Here is a 19,697-nt window from a genome sequence, read left to right on the forward strand (position 1 = left end):
GGTTGTGAGTAATAATGAGCTCGATCAGCTGAGAAGCCGGGTCGATGAGATAAATCTGAAGCTGTTGGATAACATCAATGAACGTGCCCGCCTTGTACAGGAAATCGGCAGGGTGAAAGAAAAGCAGGGGACAAGCCGCTTTGACCCTGTGAGGGAAAGAGACATGCTGAATACCATTATTGACCATAATGACGGACCTTTTGACAACACAACGATTGAACATATATTTAAAGAGGTTTTCAAAGCCGGCCTTGATCTTCTGCAGGACAGCCACCGCAAGGAGCTCTTGGTTTCAAGGAAAAAGAAACCAACCGACACGATTGTGAACGTGAATGGAGAAGAGATTGGTGACGGAACACCTCACTTCATCTTCGGTCCATGTGCAGTGGAATCCTATGATCAGGTTTTCGAAGTAGCTCGCGCCATCAGAGAAAAAGGACTTAACCTCATCCGCGGAGGTGCCTTTAAACCTCGTACTTCCCCATATGATTTTCAGGGGCTGGGTATGGAAGGGTTAAAAATACTAAGAAAAGCAGCTGATGAAAACAATCTTGCTGTAGTGAGCGAAATTGTGAATCCTGCAGATATCGAAGCTGCAATTGAGTATGTTGATATCATCCAGATCGGTGCACGCAATATGCAAAACTTTGAATTATTGAAGGCTGCGGGGGCTGCACGTAAGCCTGTTCTCCTGAAAAGGGGGCTTTCAGCCACACTTGAGGAGTTCATGAATGCAGCTGAGTATATCATTTCCCAAGGGAATGGAGATATCATTCTGTGCGAGAGAGGCATCCGCACCTATGAACGGGCCACAAGAAACACCCTTGATATTTCCGCTGTCCCAATCTTGAAGCAGGAAACCCATCTTCCTGTGTTTGTGGATGTTACACATTCCACTGGCCGGCGCGATTTATTGCTGCCTGCAGCAAAAGCAGCGCTTGCAATAGGAGCTGACGGCGTGATGGCAGAGGTACATCCTGATCCTGCTGTTGCCCTCTCCGATGCTGCCCAGCAAATGAATCTGGAACAGTTTGATCATTTCTTTTCCGAATTAACCCGCGGTAAATAAGATACAATTGGTCATCTCATTGATGGCCCTTTTTTTATTGTTCCGGAAGAAGATTCACCGTCAAATTGTATATTAAAGCTGGATAAGGAGGACTTATTTTTCATGATCCTGGTTCTTTTGCGATAGTAGAAACTATTCTCAGAAAGCAGCAGCCGGGGTATGGTGAAAGTGGATTCTTTGCAGTCAAGCCCCGGCTCAAGTATGATATAGCTATATTCATACAATGGACAAGAAAACATTTTGAGTTTATTTTTTAAAGATGGATAATTAGTGTAAAATAAGAACAATCAGCTAAAACGATAATCAAAGGAGTGGATTCCATGAATGTAACAATATATGATGTGGCAAGGGAAGCGAATGTTTCCATGGCTACTGTTTCCAGGGTAGTAAACGGAAATCCGAACGTTAAACCGGCAACAAGAAAAAAGGTAGTTGAAGTCATCGACCGGCTGGGCTACAGGCCAAATGCTGTTGCCAGGGGGCTTGCGAGCAAGAAGACGACGACTGTCGGAGTCATCATTCCGGACATTTCCAACATCTTCTTTGCAGAGCTGGCGAGAGGGATAGAAGATATTGCCACAATGTATAAATATAACATCATCCTAAGCAACTCAGACCAGAACACCGAGAAGGAACTGCACCTTTTGAACACCATGCTTGGTAAACAAGTGGATGGAATTGTATTCATGGGCGGAAATATCACCGAGGAGCATGTCAGGGAGTTCGAGATGTCCCCTGTGCCAATCGTGCTAGCAGGAACAGTAGAGGACTCGGGAAAAGTGCCTTCCGTTAACATTGATTACCAAGCTGCAGCCTATGATGCCGTGAAAGAACTGATTGAAAAAGGACATAAAAATGTAGCGTATGTAAGCGGTCCATTCCATGATAAAATCAACAATGAAGCCAAGCTTCCGGGCTACAAGCAAGCATTGGAAGAAGCGGGAATTGCCTTCGATGAAGACTTTGTCATCGAAGGAGATTACACATATGATTCCGGACTCGAAGCATGGCAGAAGCTAAGTGAGCTGAGCGAAAAGCCGACAGCCATATTTGTAGGAAACGACGAGATGGCCCTCGGTGTCGTTCACGGTGCTCAGGACGCAGGGGTCAATATTCCTGAAGAAGCAGAAGTCATCAGCTTTGACAACACAAGGCTTGCCCTGATGGTACGCCCTCAGCTGACTTCCATTGTCCAGCCTCTATATGACATCGGTGCGGTTTCCATGCGCCTTCTTACAAAATACATGAACAAAGAGCAAGTGGAAGAAAACATCGTGGTTCTTCCCCACAGAATCGAAGAACGCGGATCTACAAAATAGAATGCTTTTCAAGAGCTTTCCTTCGGGGAGGCTTTTTTGTTAACCCAGGTTGAAGGTATTTCATAAGGCTCTTTTCCCGTACTTTGCTGCTATTTAATATACTTCTAAAAAAACGTAAATACCCTTGAATGGAAAAGCCGCCCTTTCTTTTCCGGGAATAAAACCCTGCATCAGAGGGGAAATCGGGCTCCAGGGATGTTATAGTTATGAGAATGCAGCCTTTCATAGAAGGGGATGATTGTGATAAAAAAGGCAGTGAAATTATCCTCCTAAGATTAACTGAATTTTTTTAGGAGGCGTTTAGTATGCAATTCAAAACTATAAATCGTGAGAATTGGGCTCGAAAGGAATATTTTGAGCACTATCTAAAGCAGAAGACAACTTTCAGCCTGACGAATGAAATTAATATTACCACCCTTATGAAGAACGTTAAGAAGAAGAATTATAAGCTATACCCTGCGTTTATATTCATGGTCACGAAAATCGCTAACTCACACCAAGAATTCAGGACAAATTTTAACAGTGATGGTGATTTAGGCTATTGGACGGAGATTTGCCCGCTCTATACTATTTTTGATAAGAATACACACGCATTTTCAGGGATTTGGTCAGCAAACTCAAGGGATTTTTCCAAGTTTCATTCCAGTTATGACCGTGATGTAGAACAATATAATGGCACTGGAAAGCTATTTCCAAAGACACCTGTACCGGAAAATAATATCCCGGTCTCTATGGTTCCCTGGGGTTCTTTTACCTCATTCAATTTAAATATCAATAATGGCGGCAACTTTCTTTTGCCAATCATAACGGCAGGGAAGTACACTCGGAAAAACGGTGAATTATACATGCCTGTCTCTCTACAAATGCATCATGCCGTCTGTGATGGTTATCATGCCTGTATCTTTATGAGTGAGTTACAAAGCCTTGCTGATGAAAGTTCAGACTGGATATAAAAACTCAGATCAAGGATATGAAGCTGACTTGATGGACTCAAGCGGTTTGTCCGCACGTCTACTTATATAGTCGGGAGATTTTGATTAAGAGCACTGATCCTAAAGGATTGGTGCTTATTTATGTTGAATATATCATAGTGTAGAAGACTATAGAACTGGGTGTGGGGGAGTTTAAATGAAACCATTGCAAGGGAAGGTTGCTGTTGTGGCAGGTGCATCCCGCGGAGCAGGCAGAGGCATTGCATTCGAATTGGGAAGTGCGGGAGCTGAGGTTTATGTGACAGGCAGGAGTGTAAAGGGGGAGACAACCGATAATCGGCCAGAAACGATTGAAGAAACTGCTGCAGGCGTCACTTTACGCGGTGGAAAAGGCATCGCCATACGCTGCGACCATACAAAAGACAGTGATGTGAAAGAGCTGTTTGCACATATAGAAGAGGAGCACGGACGGATCGACATTTTAGTCAATAGTGTATTTGGCGGTTCTGAAAGTTCGCTGCCATCAGGAGAAGGACGCCTTTTTTGGCAGAGGCCGCCGGAGCATTGGGAGGCTATGATGGTTGCCGGTCCGCAAGCCTACTTGCGGACTGCCCGATATGCTGCACCGTTGATGACGAAGCACCGGCAAGGTTTGATTGTAAATGTAACGTTCTTTATGAAGGATAGGGCCGCAGGTAATTTATATTACGATTTAGCTATGAATGCCATCAATCGTATGACCAATGGTATGGCTAAGGAGTTGAAGGACTATCATGTTTCGGCAATTGCACTCTGCCCGGGATGGATGCGTACAGAAAGAGTTACAGACTCAGGTTATGGGCCAGAAGATGGAACGACGGAAACTACGGCGTATGCCGGACGTGCTGTTGCAGCCTTGGCATCCGATCCTCACGTATCGAATATTTCCGGCGAAGCAGTCATGGTGGCTGACCTGGCCAGAAAATATGGCTTTACCGATATAGACGGGACTCAGCCTTTGCCGTTTGAAGGGTAATCAGTTTTTGGAAGGGTTTAAGAGGGCCAAGCCACACACAAAACCCGACGTAATTTGTAGGAGACTTGGGGTAAGAAATCCCACTCACATACATATACCCGCCCTATTGGTAGGTGACTGCGGGCAGGGTATCGAACCTACATATAAAAGCGGGGACTATTGTGTGTAAATGAGAGTGAAAAACAAACTCACCCACAAATCCAGCCACTATTGGCAGGCGAACGGAGGAAAGCGTAGAACTTACATAAAGTCGATCACCATTGAAAAAGCAGCTCATCAAGTGAACAAAATTGCCCTATACAAGCACCACGAAAAAGACTCGTCATTGTGACTTGCCCCATAAAAGTTAGACATCAATCTACCTTTTTGGGTTCTGTTCAGTGCCGAGTCTTTTTCGCGTTCTATTGTGCTGATGATTTATTGCTTCCCTGCTGCTGCCGCAGTTGATAGAGTGCTTTATCAACAGTCTGGGAATTCTTCTCTGTAATTTCCGGCTTCCGGGGGATGGCAGGATAGATTCCCGGAGGATCATCCCAGCTTACCGGGAGGGTGACAGGGGCCATTTCCTGCCAGCGCTCGGTCCAGTTCCTTGGAAAATGGAGGAGGCTGTCATTACGCTGGGCCATTTCCATCCATAAGAGGCTCCATGCACGGGGCACCACCCGCCAGATGTCATATCCTCCCCCGCCTACAGCGATCCATCGACCGTCACAATATTGGTGAGCGAGCTCATGGGTGATCTTTGGGATCTCCTGATAAATTTTCATGGTCGAAGACAGATGTGTCAGCGGGTCAAAGTAGTGTGCATCGGTACCATTCTGAGATAAAATGACGTCCGGCTTGAAAAACTTGATGACTTCCCGAAAAGCTGTTTCATAAGCGCTTAGCCAGGATTCATCCTCTGTAAAGGCATCGAGCGGGACATTGAAGGAATAGCCATAGCCTTTTCCATGTCCGCGTTCATTGATGTTCCCAGTGCCGGGGAATAGATAGCGTCCGGTTTCATGGATGGACAGGGTACACACGTCGGGATCATCGTAAAAGGTCCATTGGACACCGTCGCCATGATGGGCATCTGTGTCAATATACAAAACCCTGGCATTATACTTCTCCTGCATATACTTGATTGCTACCGAGCTGTCATTATAAATGCAAAATCCGGAAGCCTTCCCCTTAAAGCCGTGATGCAGGCCGCCTCCAAAGTGGGCAGCATGCTTTGCGGCCCCTTCCATGACAAGGTCGACGGCCGTCAAAGTGCCGCCTACCATAAGGGAGCTGGCTTCGTGCATCCCTTTGAAAATCGGGGTATCTTCAGTCCCGATTCCGTAGCTTTCGGCTTTGTCCGCAGGAAGGGAACCATTCCCCGCACTTTTGACAGCGCTTACGAACGCAGGGTCATGAACCAAGTGCAGTTCTTCATCAGTTGCCATCCTTGGTTCCACAATATCATCTTCATGCAGGGCACCTGCTTCTCGAAGCAGGTCGATGGTCAGTTTTAGCCTGAATTGATTGAAGGGGTGGCTTTCTGAAAAGCGGTAATCTAACAGCTTATCAGAATAAACAAATAAGGCTTCCTTCGTCATGACGGCATACCGGGCATGTTCGGCCAGAGGACTTCATACCCTTCTTTCTTTAAATCATCAATGACAGACGTTGGATTGATTGTCCGTACTCTAAAGACAAGAATTTTATATTTTTCATCATTTTTATCAGGGTAAACAAGTACACTGTGAATGTTTGCATTGTGATTGCGGATAATCCCGGCGACTTCATAGAGCACGCCGGAACGGTTTTCCACCTTCACTTCAATCTGCGAGCCTGGCTGAAGCGCCCCTGTTAATTGAATCAAAGTATAGAGAATATCGGTCTCAGTGATGATGCCGACCAATTTATTTTCTTTTACAATCGGCAGACAGCCAATGTGATGCTCATAAAACAGAGCAGCCGCCTCTTCAACAAAGTCGAGTGGATGGCCGGTAACAACCTCTGTTTTCATGATCAGCCTCAAAGGATTCTGAAGCTCTTCAGCCGCCTTCTCTTTTTGGAAAATGGAAGGGGTCCCGTCTTTTACATCTCTGTCACTGACTATGCCGATTACCTTCATGTTGACATCGACAATTGGAATATGCCTGATTTTTTTTTCGCGAAGGGTCTTGATTGCCTGTTCTATAGTATCGTCCGCTCTTAGTGTCTCTACATCCGTTTTCATGATTTCTTCTACTATCATGGTTTTCCATCCCCTTTGAGAGAGTCATTAATACATATAGCGGTTCATGAATCTCAATCTGTCAAACTGCTGGACAGAATCGCTATTGATCCTTTTACCGATCCTGGCCATCAGGCAGTTGGCGGGATGCGAACTGATCTCAGGATCATCTGTCGCATAATATTCCAATCCGCCTGCATTCATCATTTTTTCCATGATCTTCCGGTATTCCCACACGTTAAGGCCGGTGCCTTTCAAATCCCAGTGCCAATAATATTCCGTTGTGATGATGATGTAGTCTTCCATGGCATCGTCCATCATCGATACCTTCAGCAGATTCTTTCCAACGGATGCTCCCCTGAATTTCGGAATGACCTCAATCGCCCCAAGCTCTATCAACTCTTCCATATTCCCCTGTGACCATCGTTCGAGCGGGTCGGGATACAGATATGTAACATAGCCGACTATGACGTTATCTTCCCTTGCTATGATGATCCGTCCTTCCGGCAGCTCGGATATCTCGACTATGGCTTTATGCTGCTTTGCCGGCAAACGGAAGGCCGTTAAATCTTCGTGGAACTCCAAATCTATCAATTGATTGACCGGAACCGGCCCTTCGATGATGATCTTTCCTTTTGGGGTTTTGAGTTCCATTGCATTATACGTTTTTTGGTGGTTCATTTTGTCACCGCCTCAAAATAATATACATGGTCATTATGACACAAAACCAAAATCCAAAACAGAGCGGTTAAGCGCTCTATTATAGCGTTTTTATGAATCTTTTTCATATAGGGAAAGCGCTGCACATATCCTTATTATAACAAAAAGTAATAAACGGACAATTTTTAAAATTGAGAAAAAAAGATTTTTGTACTATAATAATATAGTAAATTCTTACATAGGGAGGAATCGCTCGTATGAAGTTGGAAGCGCTGCCAGCAACTCAAGGAAATTACAATCTTTCCAGTTACGAAGATACGTATAAGAATTTCGATTGGGATGAAATCAAAAAGAATTTTTCCTGGAATGAAACAGGACGTGTGAATATTGCGTATGAAGCGATCGACAGGCACGCAGAATCATTCAGGAAGAATAAAGTCGCACTGTACTACACAGATGACAGCAGAGATGAAAAGTATACCTTCAGGGAAATGAAAAACCTTACGAATAAAGCAGGAAATGTCTTGAAAACGTATGGTGATGTGGAAAAAGGCGACAGAGTATTCATCTTTATGCCGAGATCACCTGAATTGTATTTTACCGTTCTTGGTGCATTGAAACTTGGCGCAATCGTCGGGCCGTTGTTTGAAGCATTCATGGAGGGGGCTGTCAGGGACCGCTTGGAAGACAGTGAAGCGAAAGTCCTGGTTACGACTCCTGAACTGCTTGACAGGGTGCCTGTTGATGAACTGCCGGCACTTAAACATGTCCTGCTCGTCGGAGAGGATATAGAGGAAAACGGAAAATATGTAGATTACATGTCCCGTTTTGAAGCAGCAAGCGAGAAACTTGATATCGAGTGGGTTGATCTGACGGATGGAATGATCCTTCATTATACTTCTGGCTCTACCGGAAAGCCGAAGGGCGTGCTGCATGTCCATAATGCCATGCTTCAGCATTACCAGACTGCCAAATGGGTCCTCGACCTCCAGGAAGAGGATGTATACTGGTGTACAGCTGACCCGGGCTGGGTGACCGGCACTTCATACGGCATATTCGGACCTTGGCTTACCGGGGCATCGAACATCATCGCGGGTGGAAGGTTCAAGCCCGAGAAGTGGTACAACACGATTCAAAAATACGGCGTTACCGTTTGGTACAGTGCACCTACTGCCTTCCGTATGCTGATGGGTGCAGGGGATGAGGTGGTTAAGCAGTTCGATCTCAGCAGCCTGAGACATATCCTCAGTGTCGGGGAGCCGTTGAATCCTGAAGTTATCCGCTGGGGAGTGAAAGTATTCAATCTCCGTATCCATGATACATGGTGGATGACCGAAACCGGCGGACAGGTCATTTGCAACTATCCTTGCATGGAAATCAAGCCAGGATCAATGGGGAAACCGATTCCTGGCATCAAGGCAGCGATTGTCGATGACCAGGGGAATGAGCTTCCTCCATATCGAATGGGGAACCTTGCCATCAAGCGGGGCTGGCCGTCCATGATGAATGCCATCTGGAAGAATGAACAGAAATATGATTCATACTTCATGCCTGGCGACTGGTATGTATCAGGAGATTCCGCGTACATGGATGAAGACGGATACTTTTGGTTCCAGGGACGTATTGATGATGTCATCATGACTTCCGGTGAGAGGGTAGGGCCGTTCGAAGTGGAAAGCAAACTGGTTGAACATCCGGCCGTCGCAGAAGCTGGTGTCATCGGTAAGCCAGATCCTGTCCGAGGAGAAATCATCAAAGCATTCGTTGCTTTGCGTGAAGGATACGAAGTGACGGATGAGCTGAAAGAAGAAATCCGCCAATTTGTGAAAAAGGGATTGGCTGCCCATGCAGCGCCAAGGGAAATCGAGTTCAAGGATAAACTGCCGAAAACACGCAGCGGGAAGATCATGAGACGTGTACTGAAAGCATGGGAACTTGACCTCCCTACCGGCGACCTTTCAACAATGGAAGAATGATATGAACGTATTAAACCGCTCAGCTGGCTGGGCGGTTTTTTGGTCCCTGCAATCCTTTAACGCTTTAGCAGAGCCGGGGACAGTCCCCCATCCTGCTAAAGCGTTAAAGGAAACAAAGAGGTGATCCGCAAAGCAGATCACCTCTTTTGTCATGCTATTATTCTTGGTTATTTCCATCTCCGCCGGAGCCTGAGTCACTTTCTCCGCCAGTATCTCCGGAATCAGTACCGCCACCACCTGAGCCGCCGCCTGATTCATCGGTGTCCGGTTTGGGATCTGCAGGTTCATCGGGTTTATCTGGTTTTGGTTTTTCCTCTTTAGGAGGTTTGGGTTCTTCCTTTTCTTTTCCAACCCGAACAGTGTTTGATTTCCCGGATTGCTTTCCGGCTACGTCTACCGCCACTACATAATATTCTCCATTGCCGAGGGAAGCAACCAAGTCTGAATCAGATTTAACGCTTGCTACTTTTTGTCCGCTTACTGTGAAGACCCTGTAGCCCACAACATCGTTGCTGGCTGATGCAGTCCAGGTCACTTTATTTCCGGAAGCATTTGCTTTGACCGTTCCCGGTGCTGCACCGTCATCCTCGATCTTATTTTCAGCGACAAGGATGTTCTTATATCTTTCTTCGTCAGCAGGAATCAACTGGCGGGGATCCGCCTTGATACCGTTAAGGACACCCTCAACAAAATCCGGGTTTAATATGACTCCCGGCTGTGAAAACTCTGCAGGGGTCGAGTCAAGCGCCAGATACTTCTTGCCGTTCACCATTACATACCTGCTGCTGAGAAGGCTGTCATCTGTCTTGCTTGGCACATACTTCGCATTGAACAAGTCGCTCTTTACCAAACCAGCCTGGCTGCAGGCCTCAGAAGGCAGCAAACCTGAAATTCCACAGAAGGATCTTGTCACTACACCCTCCGGTGACTGGAATGAAGCATCCGGATCAATCAAGTCCGGTGCAAGATCATGTGCATCATTCAGAAGGTAAGACCATAAACGGATATTTCTCAAACCGTAATGTCCATACGTTTCCATTGCTCTGTACATGGATTGCGGATCATCATATCCAAACCACGTACCGAATGTAATGCTAGGGTTTGAGGCGATGAACCAGTGGTCCTTGTAATCCTGTGTTGTCCCTGACTTTCCAGCCCAGTCGGAAGAAAAGTTAAGGAATTTCTTGGCATATCGTCCTGTTCCTGCATAGTGATCAAGGGTATCCCGCATCATATCAATGGTCATATATGCGGTTTGAGGACTGAATACATCCACAGGATCAATTTCATGCTGATAAATCGTTTTGCCATTTTTATCGACTATCTTATCAATCATATACGCATCGACGAATTTCCCGCCATTAGCAAATGTTGTATAAGCATTTGTATTTTCTTCAAGTGTAACTCCGCGCTCCATACCCCCAAGGGAAAGGGAATAGTTCTCTTTCTCGCGGCTGGTCAAGGTCGAGAAGCCCATTTTTTCAAGGAACTGGATAGGCTGCTTATCAAAGATCTTGGTGTATAACCTTGCCGCAGGGATGTTCAGGGATTCAGCCAGCGCATATCTGGCTGGGATGAGCCCATTATAGTTAAACGAATAGTTCTGCGGCGACCACATGACTCCATTTCCGGCCATGATGGACATTTCCACATCAGGCAGTGGTGACCCTGGTCCAATCTCACCGAATTCCAATGCCGGAGCATATACAAGCAGAGGCTTCATCGTTGATCCATTCTGACGGATGGACTGTGTTGCATGGTTCAACTGTTCCTGCTTGAAGTCCCGTCCGCCGACGAAGCTGATGATCCTGCCTGATTTGTTTTCAATCATGATGGCACCGACCTGTACAGGATTTGGGACTTCTACTTCTTCTCCTGTTTCCGGATCAACTTCCGTACTGGTAAGTTCTTGTCCATACATCTCATAAGCATCTTTAGTCTTTTGCATGCTGTCATAGATTTCTTTATTTATTGTCGAGTGGATATGATACCCCCGCTGTCTCATTTCCCGGTCAGCGAGTGTCGTGTATTTTTCATATAATTCATCGTTATTCGCAAGGTCATCTTCTGAATATCCATCTTTTTCGGCGAGGATCTTAGAGATGATTTCCATGGCGCGGTTTTCAATTTCAGCCGTCAGCCAAGGGTAGTTGTCGTTAACTGATGGTTTCGGCCCGATGAAATCTTTCGTAATATCATAGCTGGATGCCTTTTGATATTCTTCTTCTGTAATGTAGTCTTCTTCATACATACGGTATAGGACAGTCTGCATCCTGGATAGGCCGGGTTCCAGGTTTTCTTTTAATTTTCCTCCGTTTGTAAAAGGAGTGTAGGCAAAAGGTGCCTGCGGAAGTCCCGCAATAAAGGCTGACTGGGGCAGGCTCAGATCTTTCGGTTCAACACCGAAGATTCCTTTAGAGGCAGATTTGACCCCCGCAATGTTCCTGCCCGAAGAGTTACGGCCGAGTGTGGCAACGTTCAGGTATGCTTCAAGGATTTCATCTTTTTCAAAGAAGCGTTCCAGCCTCATGGCCAGCAGAATCTCCTTTGCTTTCCGGTCAAAGGATACTTCATTCGTCAGGATCTGGTTCTTGATCAACTGTTGTGTAAGCGTGCTTCCGCCTGTCTGGGAAGCGGAATTCGTGAATTCCTGCAGGATTGCGCGGAGGATCGCTTTAGGGACGACGCCATTATGCTCTTTAAAATATTCATCCTCGGTTGCAATCAGGGCGTTCACCAAATCATCCGACACTTCATCGATACTGACTTCTTCACGTTCTAAATCGGTTCTCATTTTTCCCAGGTAGACATCATTCGAAAAGTAGAGCTGTGAGGTTTCTTCGTAATTATAGATATCCTGTTTCATGTTGTCATAAGGGCGGATGGGTTCTTCTTTTACCAAGGAAGCAAAATAACCCGCTCCTACTCCGCCTGCGAAAGCCGTACCGAGAACACCAACCACAATTAAGATCAATAATAAATTCCAAAGAACTCCATAAGTGATCCTGGCACGTTTTAAAAATCTATTGTTAGTAAAAAACTTGATGACAGGTTGAATTCGCTGCAGCAAAGATTGAAATTTTTCCTTCATATATACACTCCCCCTAAAATCATCTATATTATAGCATAATTCGACGATGGAAAGGCTGCAATACTGAAATTCTAAAGGTATATACTGGGAAGGATTCAGTGTAAGGGATAAAAAAAGGGATGGTGAGGAAATTGACAAAGAGGATGAAACTATGTTAAAAAGATGATATCTGAGAAATTTTCATAATGATATGGCTTCGACAGGAACAAGTAGTCCCGTTATCCCTATTCAAGAGAGTCAGTGGCTGGTGGAAACTGACATATATAACGTGATGAATTACCTCCTTGAGCTTTTGCTGTGAACGGCTATGATCCATTAGCAGCAAACGGGAAAACCGTTACATTATCAAGTGAAGGATACTTGTGTCCTTAAGTTGGGTGGTACCGCGTAATATACGTCCCTGCATTGGCAGAGGCGTTTTTTTGTGGGCAAATGAGAGAAATAGGGAGGAAGATACTAATGGAATTACTAAATGATTTAGATTGGCGCGGCATAACATATCAACAAACAGATGAAGAGGGACTGAAAAACCTTTTAGACAAAGAAAAAATTTCAATCTACTGTGGAATCGATCCTACTGCGGACAGTATGCATATCGGCCACTTGCTGCCTTTCCTGACCTTAAGGCGGTTTCAAAACCATGGCCACCGCCCGCTTGTGCTGGTAGGAGGAGCAACCGGCCTCATCGGGGATCCAAGCGGTAAAAGTGAAGAGCGGAAACTTCAGACGGTCGAATCCATTCAGCATAATGTTGAAAGCATCAAGAATCAGCTTCAAAGCATCTTTGATTTCGAAGGCGAAAATGGGGCAGTAATGGTCAACAACTTTGACTGGATCGGACCGATGGATATGGTGACATTCCTCCGTGACTTTGGAAAACATATCGGCGTCAACTATATGCTTGCAAAGGACACCATTGCATCGCGCCTTGAATCAGGGATCTCTTATACAGAATTCACTTACACGATCCTGCAGGCGATGGACTTTAACCACCTGTATGAGAACTATAACTGCAAGCTTCAAATCGGAGGAAGCGACCAGTGGGGCAACATTACGACAGGGCTTGAATTGATAAGGCGTACAAGGGAAGAAGAATCAAAAGCATTCGGTTTCACCATACCGCTTGTTACAAAAGCAGACGGCTCAAAGTTCGGTAAAACAGAGAGCGGGGCAATCTGGCTGGATCCAGAAAAGACATCACCATATGAATTCTACCAGTTCTGGATCAATACAGCAGATGCTGATGTTGTTAAATACCTGAAATACTTTACCTTCTTATCCAAAGAAGAGATTGAAGCTTTAGCGGAAACAGTCGAAACAGAGCCTCACCTGCGCAAAGCTCAAAAAGCGCTTGCAGAAGAAATGACCAAGATGATCCATGGTGAGGAATCTCTTGCCCAGGCAGTCAAAATCACCGAAGCTCTTTTCAGCGGCAACATCAAGGAATTATCTTCTGAAGAAATCAAGCAGGGCTTTAAAGATGTCCCATCCTTTACACAATCCAGTGATGAGGAAGTCAATCTTGTAGACTTGCTGGTGAATACAAAGATTTCTCCATCTAAAAGACAGGCCAGAGAAGATATCGGCAACGGGGCGATCTACATCAACGGTGACCGGACAACTGACCTTCAGCATGTAATGTCTGAAGCAGACCGTATTGACGGGCAGTTCACAATCATCCGCAGAGGGAAGAAAAAATATTTCATGATCCAATACTCGTAATAGTCATACAAAAAAGAGGCGCTTCCAGGAATCGCCTCTTTTTGGCAGCTCAATGAGCCTCCACACTATTCTGTTTCTTGTTTGTCAAGAACCCGGCAGCAAGAACGCCGATTGTAAGCACGGCAGTGATCAGGTATGTGAAAGGGCTGTGTGAAAGGTGAACCAGGTTTAAGAACTGCTTGTCCGCCATCACCATTTCACCAGCTGTCCAGGCAAGGATTCCTGACCCAATGTAAGCAATCCAGCGAAACCTCTCCAAGAGCTTTACAATTGCCTTTGAACCGAAAATCATGATCGGGATGCTGATCAGTACGCCAAGGGCAATCATCCCGATATGGCCGTGGGCTGCGCCGGCAACAGCCACTACATTATCAAGGCTCATTACCGCATCAGCAATGATGATGGTCATGATTGCCTGGCTCAGACCGGTATGGGCTTTGATGTTTGCTTCTTCCTCTTCCTCTACCAATACTTTATAAGCGATCCATAGAAGCAGGATTCCTCCGATTAAATGCACATAAGGAATTTGAAGAAGATAAACAATGACGGCTGCAAAGAGAATACGAAGGACCACCGCTCCGCCTGTTCCATAGAAGATTGCCTTGTTCTGCAGATCCTTCGGAAGATTTTTTGTGGCCATCGCAATAACGATCGCATTATCACCCGACAGAATGATATCAATTGCAACAATTTTTAACAGGGCAAGTATTGCTCCTGAAGAAATAATAAATCCTGTGGAAAACAGAAAATCCATATCCTGTTCCTCCTTTTTATCTGGGAAACTAGTAAGTCATATAAAATATCAACCTTATAATTATATCATATTTCGACTGCTTAAAGTGATTTATTGACTGGCAAATGAAAAGGAAGTCACTAGTAATTTGCCCCTGAACAGCAAGATTATCCAAAACAATAAGAGATTCCGCCAGAAAGAGAGTATCTCGGATCGATTCTGACCTAAAGAGACATGAAGCTGGAAAAAGCGGAATCGGGCTCCATGTTCTTCGACCGAAATCCAGGTAGGAAATGAAACAGCGGCCTTGGAAATATTGGCGAACAACAAAAAAACCCTTCCCCGAAATGGGAAAGGGTTCTGGAAGATTAACGAGAGTAGAACTCAACGATAAGAGCTTCGTTAATTTCAGCTGGCAGTTCAGAACGCTCAGCTAAGCGAGTGAATGAACCTTCAAGCTTGTCAGCATCAAAAGTCAAGAAGTCAGGAACAAAGCTGTTCACTTCAAGAGCTTCCTTGATGATGTCAAGGTTGCGGGATTTTTCACGAACACCGATTGTTTGGCCGGCGGACAGACGGTAAGATGGGATATCTACGCGAGATCCATCAACAGTGATGTGTCCGTGGTTAACAAGTTGGCGTGCTTGGCGGCGGGTACGAGCCAAACCAAGGCGATAAACAACGTTATCAAGGCGGCTTTCAAGAAGTGCCATGAAGTTTTCACCGTGTTTACCTTGCATTTTGCCTGCTCTGTCGAATAGGTTGCGGAATTGACGCTCAGTCACTCCATACATATGACGAAGCTTTTGCTTCTCTTGTAATTGCAAACCATACTCAGAGATTTTTTTGCGTTGGTTAGGACCGTGTTGTCCAGGAGCGTAAGGACGCTTTTCTAATTCTTTACCTGTACCGCTTAGAGAGATTCCAAGGCGGCGGGATAATTTCCAGCTAGGGCCAGTATAACGAGCCATTGAAGACTCCTCCTTCGTGTTTTTATTTTGTTGTAAAATAAAAACCGTGTGTGAATAAACAATCATGAGTATTATGTTTTCATGTACCTTCGCTCCAGCAGCAGAGAGTTACAAGATACACCTCATTCGCGAGGAACAGAATACAGCATAAAGGACTTCACATAGGCTGCTTTATTTTACACAAAGACCATTATATGTTTTTGAAGAAAGGAAGTCAAGGGCAAATATGAAAAAACAAAAAAACAGCAGATTGTACGCAATTAAAAAAACTAGGGAATTTAGAATATTACATAGGAATCATCTGAATCTTTGTGATATAATCTACTTGATGGAATTACTGGGAATTAGTGCTTTTTCATCATTATCCGTGCAGCCAATGATTTGGTTTCAGGGATAATGATGAAACGTTGAATCTTTAAATGGAATCTATCAGGAAAGCGAAGATAAGAGGGACATATTATGGTGAATAATGATCGGATCGATACGCAGGCAACCGGATTGACGTCAACTGACCAAACCTTCCTGAATAACTATAAAGCTCGTTTATTCGACTTGGTGAATGATGAATTCAATGACGGTGAAAGCAGCTGCCTGTCCGCTTGGGTAAGGTGTGTGCAAGCCTCCTTGCAGGCAGGGGAAGTACTTTATTATCAACGGCTGGAAAACAGCTATCACCTTATTGGCAGCCATCCTTTGGACAGTTATCCGGCCGCCGTTTTTCCTGAGACAATAGATCATATTTTTGAAGGGACGGAGGATGGAATCTCTGAATGGGTCAATGCCCCGTCAAGATTGAGCGGGTTTGACCTGGCTTTCAGGCTGTCGGACCAGAAGCAGAATCCATATGGAGTTTTGCTGATTAAAGGCATGAAGTCAGTTTTCTCCCGCGGCTGCCTGCGGAGTTTTGCTGATCATAGTGCAGCTTATCTGGGTAAAATGACATACTTCAATCAGGTCGTTGAAGAGGAGCATCGTTACAGGGAGCTTTTTAAAGTGAATGAAGCGTTCCACTCATCGATGGATATCAATACATTGCTCGGCCAGATTATCGGTACACTGACCAGGGTATTCCCGGATTATGAATTTCACTTGCTCCTTTCCAATGATAATGATAAAAACCATGGTAATCTGCCTATAAGGAATTTTGATTATGACAGTGTCAACAAAGCGGCGATGCAGGCATTCGTTAATGGGACCGTGGAGTCTGAATTCCAGTATACAGATGAGAAGCTTACGCTGTACGCTCCGCTGAAAGGGAAGCAGGGGGTGTACGGGGTTCTTGAGGTCATCACTTCCAATCAATTCAAATTTCCGGACAATCACCGGGAATTCATCCGCCTGCTTGCTTATACAGCTGGAAATGCACTTGAGAATGCCAAGCTTTATCAGCAGTCCAGAAGGCTGATATCGGACCTCCAGTTGATCAACGAGACTTCACATAGATTGAACTCGAATTTAAGAATGACAGAAACGTTGACTTTCTTAAAAAAACAAATTAAACGATCTTTCCAGGCTTCTTCAATCGGATTTGTGTTTGTTGATGAAAAGGAAGAGGCGAGCGTCCTTCCGGAAAGCTCGGCATTTTTCCAAAGCTTTGAGGGGGCTTCCTATATTCATTTTGTGAAACGGAAAATCTTCAAAGAAAAGGATGCCCTCTTCATTGGGGATGTCAACGGGAAATTCGGCAAAGAGTTATCTTTTCTTTCCCTTATGGCCGTCCCGATGGTGCAGAATGATTCCATCATCGGCTTTTGTGTTGTCCTTCATAAGGAACCTTATGCGTTTTCTTTTGATATGTATAAATTGCTGCAGTCCTTCATCCATCATTCAACACTGGCTCTGACCAATTCCATGCTTCGGGAGAAATTGGAGGAACTTGTTGTTACCGATCACCTGACACAGCTTTACTCCAGGAGTTTCCTGGATGAAGAGATGGTCAGGGCAATGAAGGATGACGAGCAGGGAGTACTTATCCTGATGGATATTGATGACTTCAAGAAAATCAATGATAATTATGGACACCAGACGGGCGATGAAGTGCTGATACAAGTGGCCAGAACGATAATGGATGAGTCAGGGGAAATCGGCTTTGCTGCAAGATGGGGCGGAGAAGAACTCGCCGTTTACCTCCCTCAGAAAGATCTGAAGTCAGGTCTCGATTTCGGAACCCATATCGTCAAAAGGATTCCTGAAAAGACTTCTCCTTCTGTAACTGTATCCTGCGGTGTATCATTCTGGACAAGGGACCGGGCAGATCATGTGAAAGATCTTGTCAAAAGAGCGGATGCCTCCATGTATCATGCTAAGAACAATGGAAAGAACCAGATGGCAAATATCTTATTCTAAGTCTTTTTTGCGTAAACTTTGTTTCTATTCAATATTAAATTCAAATATCACCCTGGTAAATCTTCGTGTAAACCGCGGTGAGCAGGAAATGAAAGAGCTGCTCTTTCATTTTCGAGTGTAAAACCTTTGAATACATGGGAAAATATGTCAACCGGGATCTTTCCGATAGCAATAATATTTGCGAAAACAGCATATTCTAATGATTCAGGCCTTGAAACGTACAATATTTCAGGGTCTTTTATCTGAAGTATTCTAAAGGAAGCACAAATACAGATTTATGTAAACGCTTTCTTTTTTGAAGAAAATGTCATATGCTAATAGTGAATTCTTATGAGATTATCAGGCTGGCCGACAAAGTGGAACAGTCGTGCCGGAGAGACCCTGTACTAATGGGATAGATAAGATACAACCGCTTATAGGTTCGGATTAGAAAACAGGAGGAGAAAGAAATGGAAAAGGGTTATGAAAGATTTGAAACCAAAGTCATTCACGAAGGGTACAACTCAGATGAATATAATGACAGTTTAGCACCGCCGCTCTATCAAACTTCCACATTCACTTTTAAAAATGCCCAGCAGGGTGAAAGGAGATTTGCCGGAGAGGAGAGCGGATATATATATTCCCGTCTTGGAAACCCTACCGTTTCCATGCTGGAGGAACGGATGGCGTCCTTGGAAAATGGTGAATCTGCTCTTGCTTTTGGTTCGGGGATGGCAGCTGTGTCCGCGGTCTTGCTTTCCTTAACAAAAGCAAATGACCATGTCCTTTGTTCACAAGGAGTATACGGCTGCACATTTGGTTTATTGAACCTCATGCAAGATAAGTACAACATTACGCATGATTTCTCGGCAATGGATTCAGCGGAGGAGATAAGGAGAAGCATCAAACCTGAAACGGTCTGCATCTATGTTGAAACACCTATCAACCCGACTATGCAGCTGATTGACCTCGAACTGGTCTCAAGCATCGCAAAAGAGAAAGGCATTCCAGTCATTGTCGATAATACGTTTTCTTCGCCTTATCTGCAAAAGCCCCTTGATTTAGGCTGCGATATCATCATTCATAGTGCCACGAAATATATTTGCGGCCATGGGGATGTCATTGCAGGTGTTGTTGCAGGGAAAAAAGAACAAATGGATCATATCAGAATGACAACGCAAAAGGATATCGGGGGTGTGATCTCGCCATTCGATGCCTGGCTCCTGCTGCGTGGCTTAAAGACGCTGCCGGTGCGGATGGACCGGCATTGTGAAAATGCAGGGGAAATTGCGGCTTTCCTCAAAGAGCAGCCGCAGGTGGAAAAACTGTTCTACCCGGGAAATCCGGACGATCCCAGCTATGAAACAATGAAAAAGCAAATGAATAAACCGGGCGGATTAATCGCTTTTACCATCAAAGGAACAAAAGAGACGGCCCAGCAATTCATGAATGAATTAAAACTGATCAAGATCGCGGTCAGCCTTGGCGATGCCGAAACCTTGATACAGCATCCGGCGACTATGACCCATGCCGTCGTCCCTGCTGAGTCCAGAGAGAAAATGGGCATAACCGATACTTTGCTGAGACTCTCCATCGGGCTTGAAGCATGGGAAGATATCCGTGATGATTTAATGCAGGCATTCAATAAAGTGAAATAAACAAAAAACAGAGCCGGCTG

At 45.0% G+C, this 19,697-nt stretch carries 14 protein-coding genes and 1 other annotated feature; of the genes, 8 read left to right on the plus strand and 6 right to left on the minus strand.

What is annotated here, in order from left to right; genetic code table 11:
- Window positions 1-4 precede the first annotated feature (4 nt).
- The 4 genes from D3H55_RS07485 (at window position 5) to D3H55_RS07500 (ending at window position 4,335) form a co-directional block, all read left to right on the plus strand.
- On the plus strand, window positions 5-1,069 hold the full coding sequence (locus D3H55_RS07485; RefSeq protein WP_119546276.1) for a bifunctional 3-deoxy-7-phosphoheptulonate synthase/chorismate mutase: 1,065 nt from the start codon (window positions 5-7) through the stop codon (window positions 1,067-1,069).
- Window positions 1,070-1,389: 320 nt separating this feature from the next.
- Window positions 1,390-2,388, plus strand: coding sequence for a catabolite control protein A (ccpA, locus tag D3H55_RS07490; RefSeq protein WP_119546277.1), 999 nt, complete (start codon window positions 1,390-1,392; stop codon window positions 2,386-2,388).
- Between the two features lie 305 nt (window positions 2,389-2,693).
- On the plus strand, window positions 2,694-3,341 hold the full coding sequence (catA, locus tag D3H55_RS07495) for a type A chloramphenicol O-acetyltransferase (RefSeq protein ID WP_119546278.1): 648 nt from the start codon (window positions 2,694-2,696) through the stop codon (window positions 3,339-3,341).
- Window positions 3,342-3,516: 175 nt separating this feature from the next.
- Complete coding sequence (locus D3H55_RS07500; protein ID WP_119546279.1) at window positions 3,517-4,335, plus strand: SDR family NAD(P)-dependent oxidoreductase; 819 nt, start codon at window positions 3,517-3,519, stop codon at window positions 4,333-4,335.
- Between the two features lie 401 nt (window positions 4,336-4,736).
- On the opposite strand, the gene D3H55_RS07505 is transcribed toward D3H55_RS07500, so the two are convergent.
- The 3 genes from D3H55_RS07505 to D3H55_RS07515 are packed head-to-tail and all read right to left on the minus strand — an operon-like array spanning window position 4,737 to window position 7,222.
- Window positions 4,737-5,918 carry an acetoin utilization protein AcuC gene (locus tag D3H55_RS07505; protein WP_119546280.1) on the minus strand — a complete coding sequence of 394 codons (1,182 nt, stop codon included), beginning with the start codon at window positions 5,916-5,918 and terminating at the stop codon, window positions 4,737-4,739.
- Window positions 5,915-6,562, minus strand: coding sequence for an acetoin utilization AcuB family protein (locus D3H55_RS07510; RefSeq protein ID WP_119546281.1), 648 nt, complete (start codon window positions 6,560-6,562; stop codon window positions 5,915-5,917). The genes D3H55_RS07505 and D3H55_RS07510 overlap by 4 nt, the downstream gene beginning before the upstream one ends.
- Window positions 6,563-6,589: 27 nt before the next feature.
- A complete protein-coding gene (locus D3H55_RS07515; RefSeq protein WP_119546282.1) occupies window positions 6,590-7,222 on the minus strand; it encodes a GNAT family N-acetyltransferase in 633 nt (210 codons plus the stop codon).
- A gap of 236 nt (window positions 7,223-7,458) precedes the next feature.
- Between D3H55_RS07515 and acsA the strand changes: the two genes are divergently transcribed.
- Window positions 7,459-9,177, plus strand: coding sequence for an acetate--CoA ligase (gene acsA / locus D3H55_RS07520; protein ID WP_119546283.1), 1,719 nt, complete (start codon window positions 7,459-7,461; stop codon window positions 9,175-9,177).
- Window positions 9,178-9,334: 157 nt separating this feature from the next.
- Here the strand turns inward: acsA and D3H55_RS07525 are convergent, their stop codons facing one another.
- The gene (locus tag D3H55_RS07525; protein WP_119546284.1) at window positions 9,335-12,268 is read right to left on the minus strand and encodes a transglycosylase domain-containing protein; all 2,934 of its coding nucleotides are present in this window, start codon (window positions 12,266-12,268) and stop codon (window positions 9,335-9,337) included.
- Between the two features lie 187 nt (window positions 12,269-12,455).
- Window positions 12,456-12,673: a binding site (T-box leader), on the plus strand.
- Between the two features lie 54 nt (window positions 12,674-12,727).
- On the opposite strand from D3H55_RS07525, the gene tyrS reads away from it, so the two are divergent.
- Window positions 12,728-13,990: a tyrosine--tRNA ligase gene (gene tyrS / locus D3H55_RS07530; RefSeq protein ID WP_119546285.1), complete on the plus strand. Its 1,263-nt coding sequence runs from the start codon at window positions 12,728-12,730 to the stop codon at window positions 13,988-13,990.
- 49 nt (window positions 13,991-14,039) lie between these two features.
- Here the strand turns inward: tyrS and D3H55_RS07535 are convergent, their stop codons facing one another.
- Entirely contained in the window at window positions 14,040-14,744 is a 705-nt protein-coding gene (locus D3H55_RS07535; RefSeq protein WP_119546286.1) for a TerC family protein, read from the minus strand.
- A gap of 347 nt (window positions 14,745-15,091) precedes the next feature.
- Window positions 15,092-15,694 carry a 30S ribosomal protein S4 gene (gene rpsD / locus D3H55_RS07540; RefSeq protein ID WP_119546287.1) on the minus strand — a complete coding sequence of 201 codons (603 nt, stop codon included), beginning with the start codon at window positions 15,692-15,694 and terminating at the stop codon, window positions 15,092-15,094.
- A 459-nt stretch (window positions 15,695-16,153) separates the two neighbouring features.
- Between rpsD and D3H55_RS07545 the strand changes: the two genes are divergently transcribed.
- Together D3H55_RS07545 and megL are read left to right on the plus strand one after the other, a co-directional pair.
- Window positions 16,154-18,040, plus strand: coding sequence for a sensor domain-containing diguanylate cyclase (locus tag D3H55_RS07545; protein ID WP_240628509.1), 1,887 nt, complete (start codon window positions 16,154-16,156; stop codon window positions 18,038-18,040).
- A gap of 449 nt (window positions 18,041-18,489) precedes the next feature.
- A complete protein-coding gene (gene megL, locus D3H55_RS07550; RefSeq protein WP_119546288.1) occupies window positions 18,490-19,677 on the plus strand; it encodes a methionine gamma-lyase in 1,188 nt (395 codons plus the stop codon).
- Window positions 19,678-19,697: the final 20 nt, after the last annotated feature.

Source organism: Bacillus salacetis (assembly GCF_003581585.1).
GTDB classification, from domain to species: Bacteria; Bacillota; Bacilli; order Bacillales; family Bacillaceae_B; genus Rossellomorea; species Rossellomorea salacetis.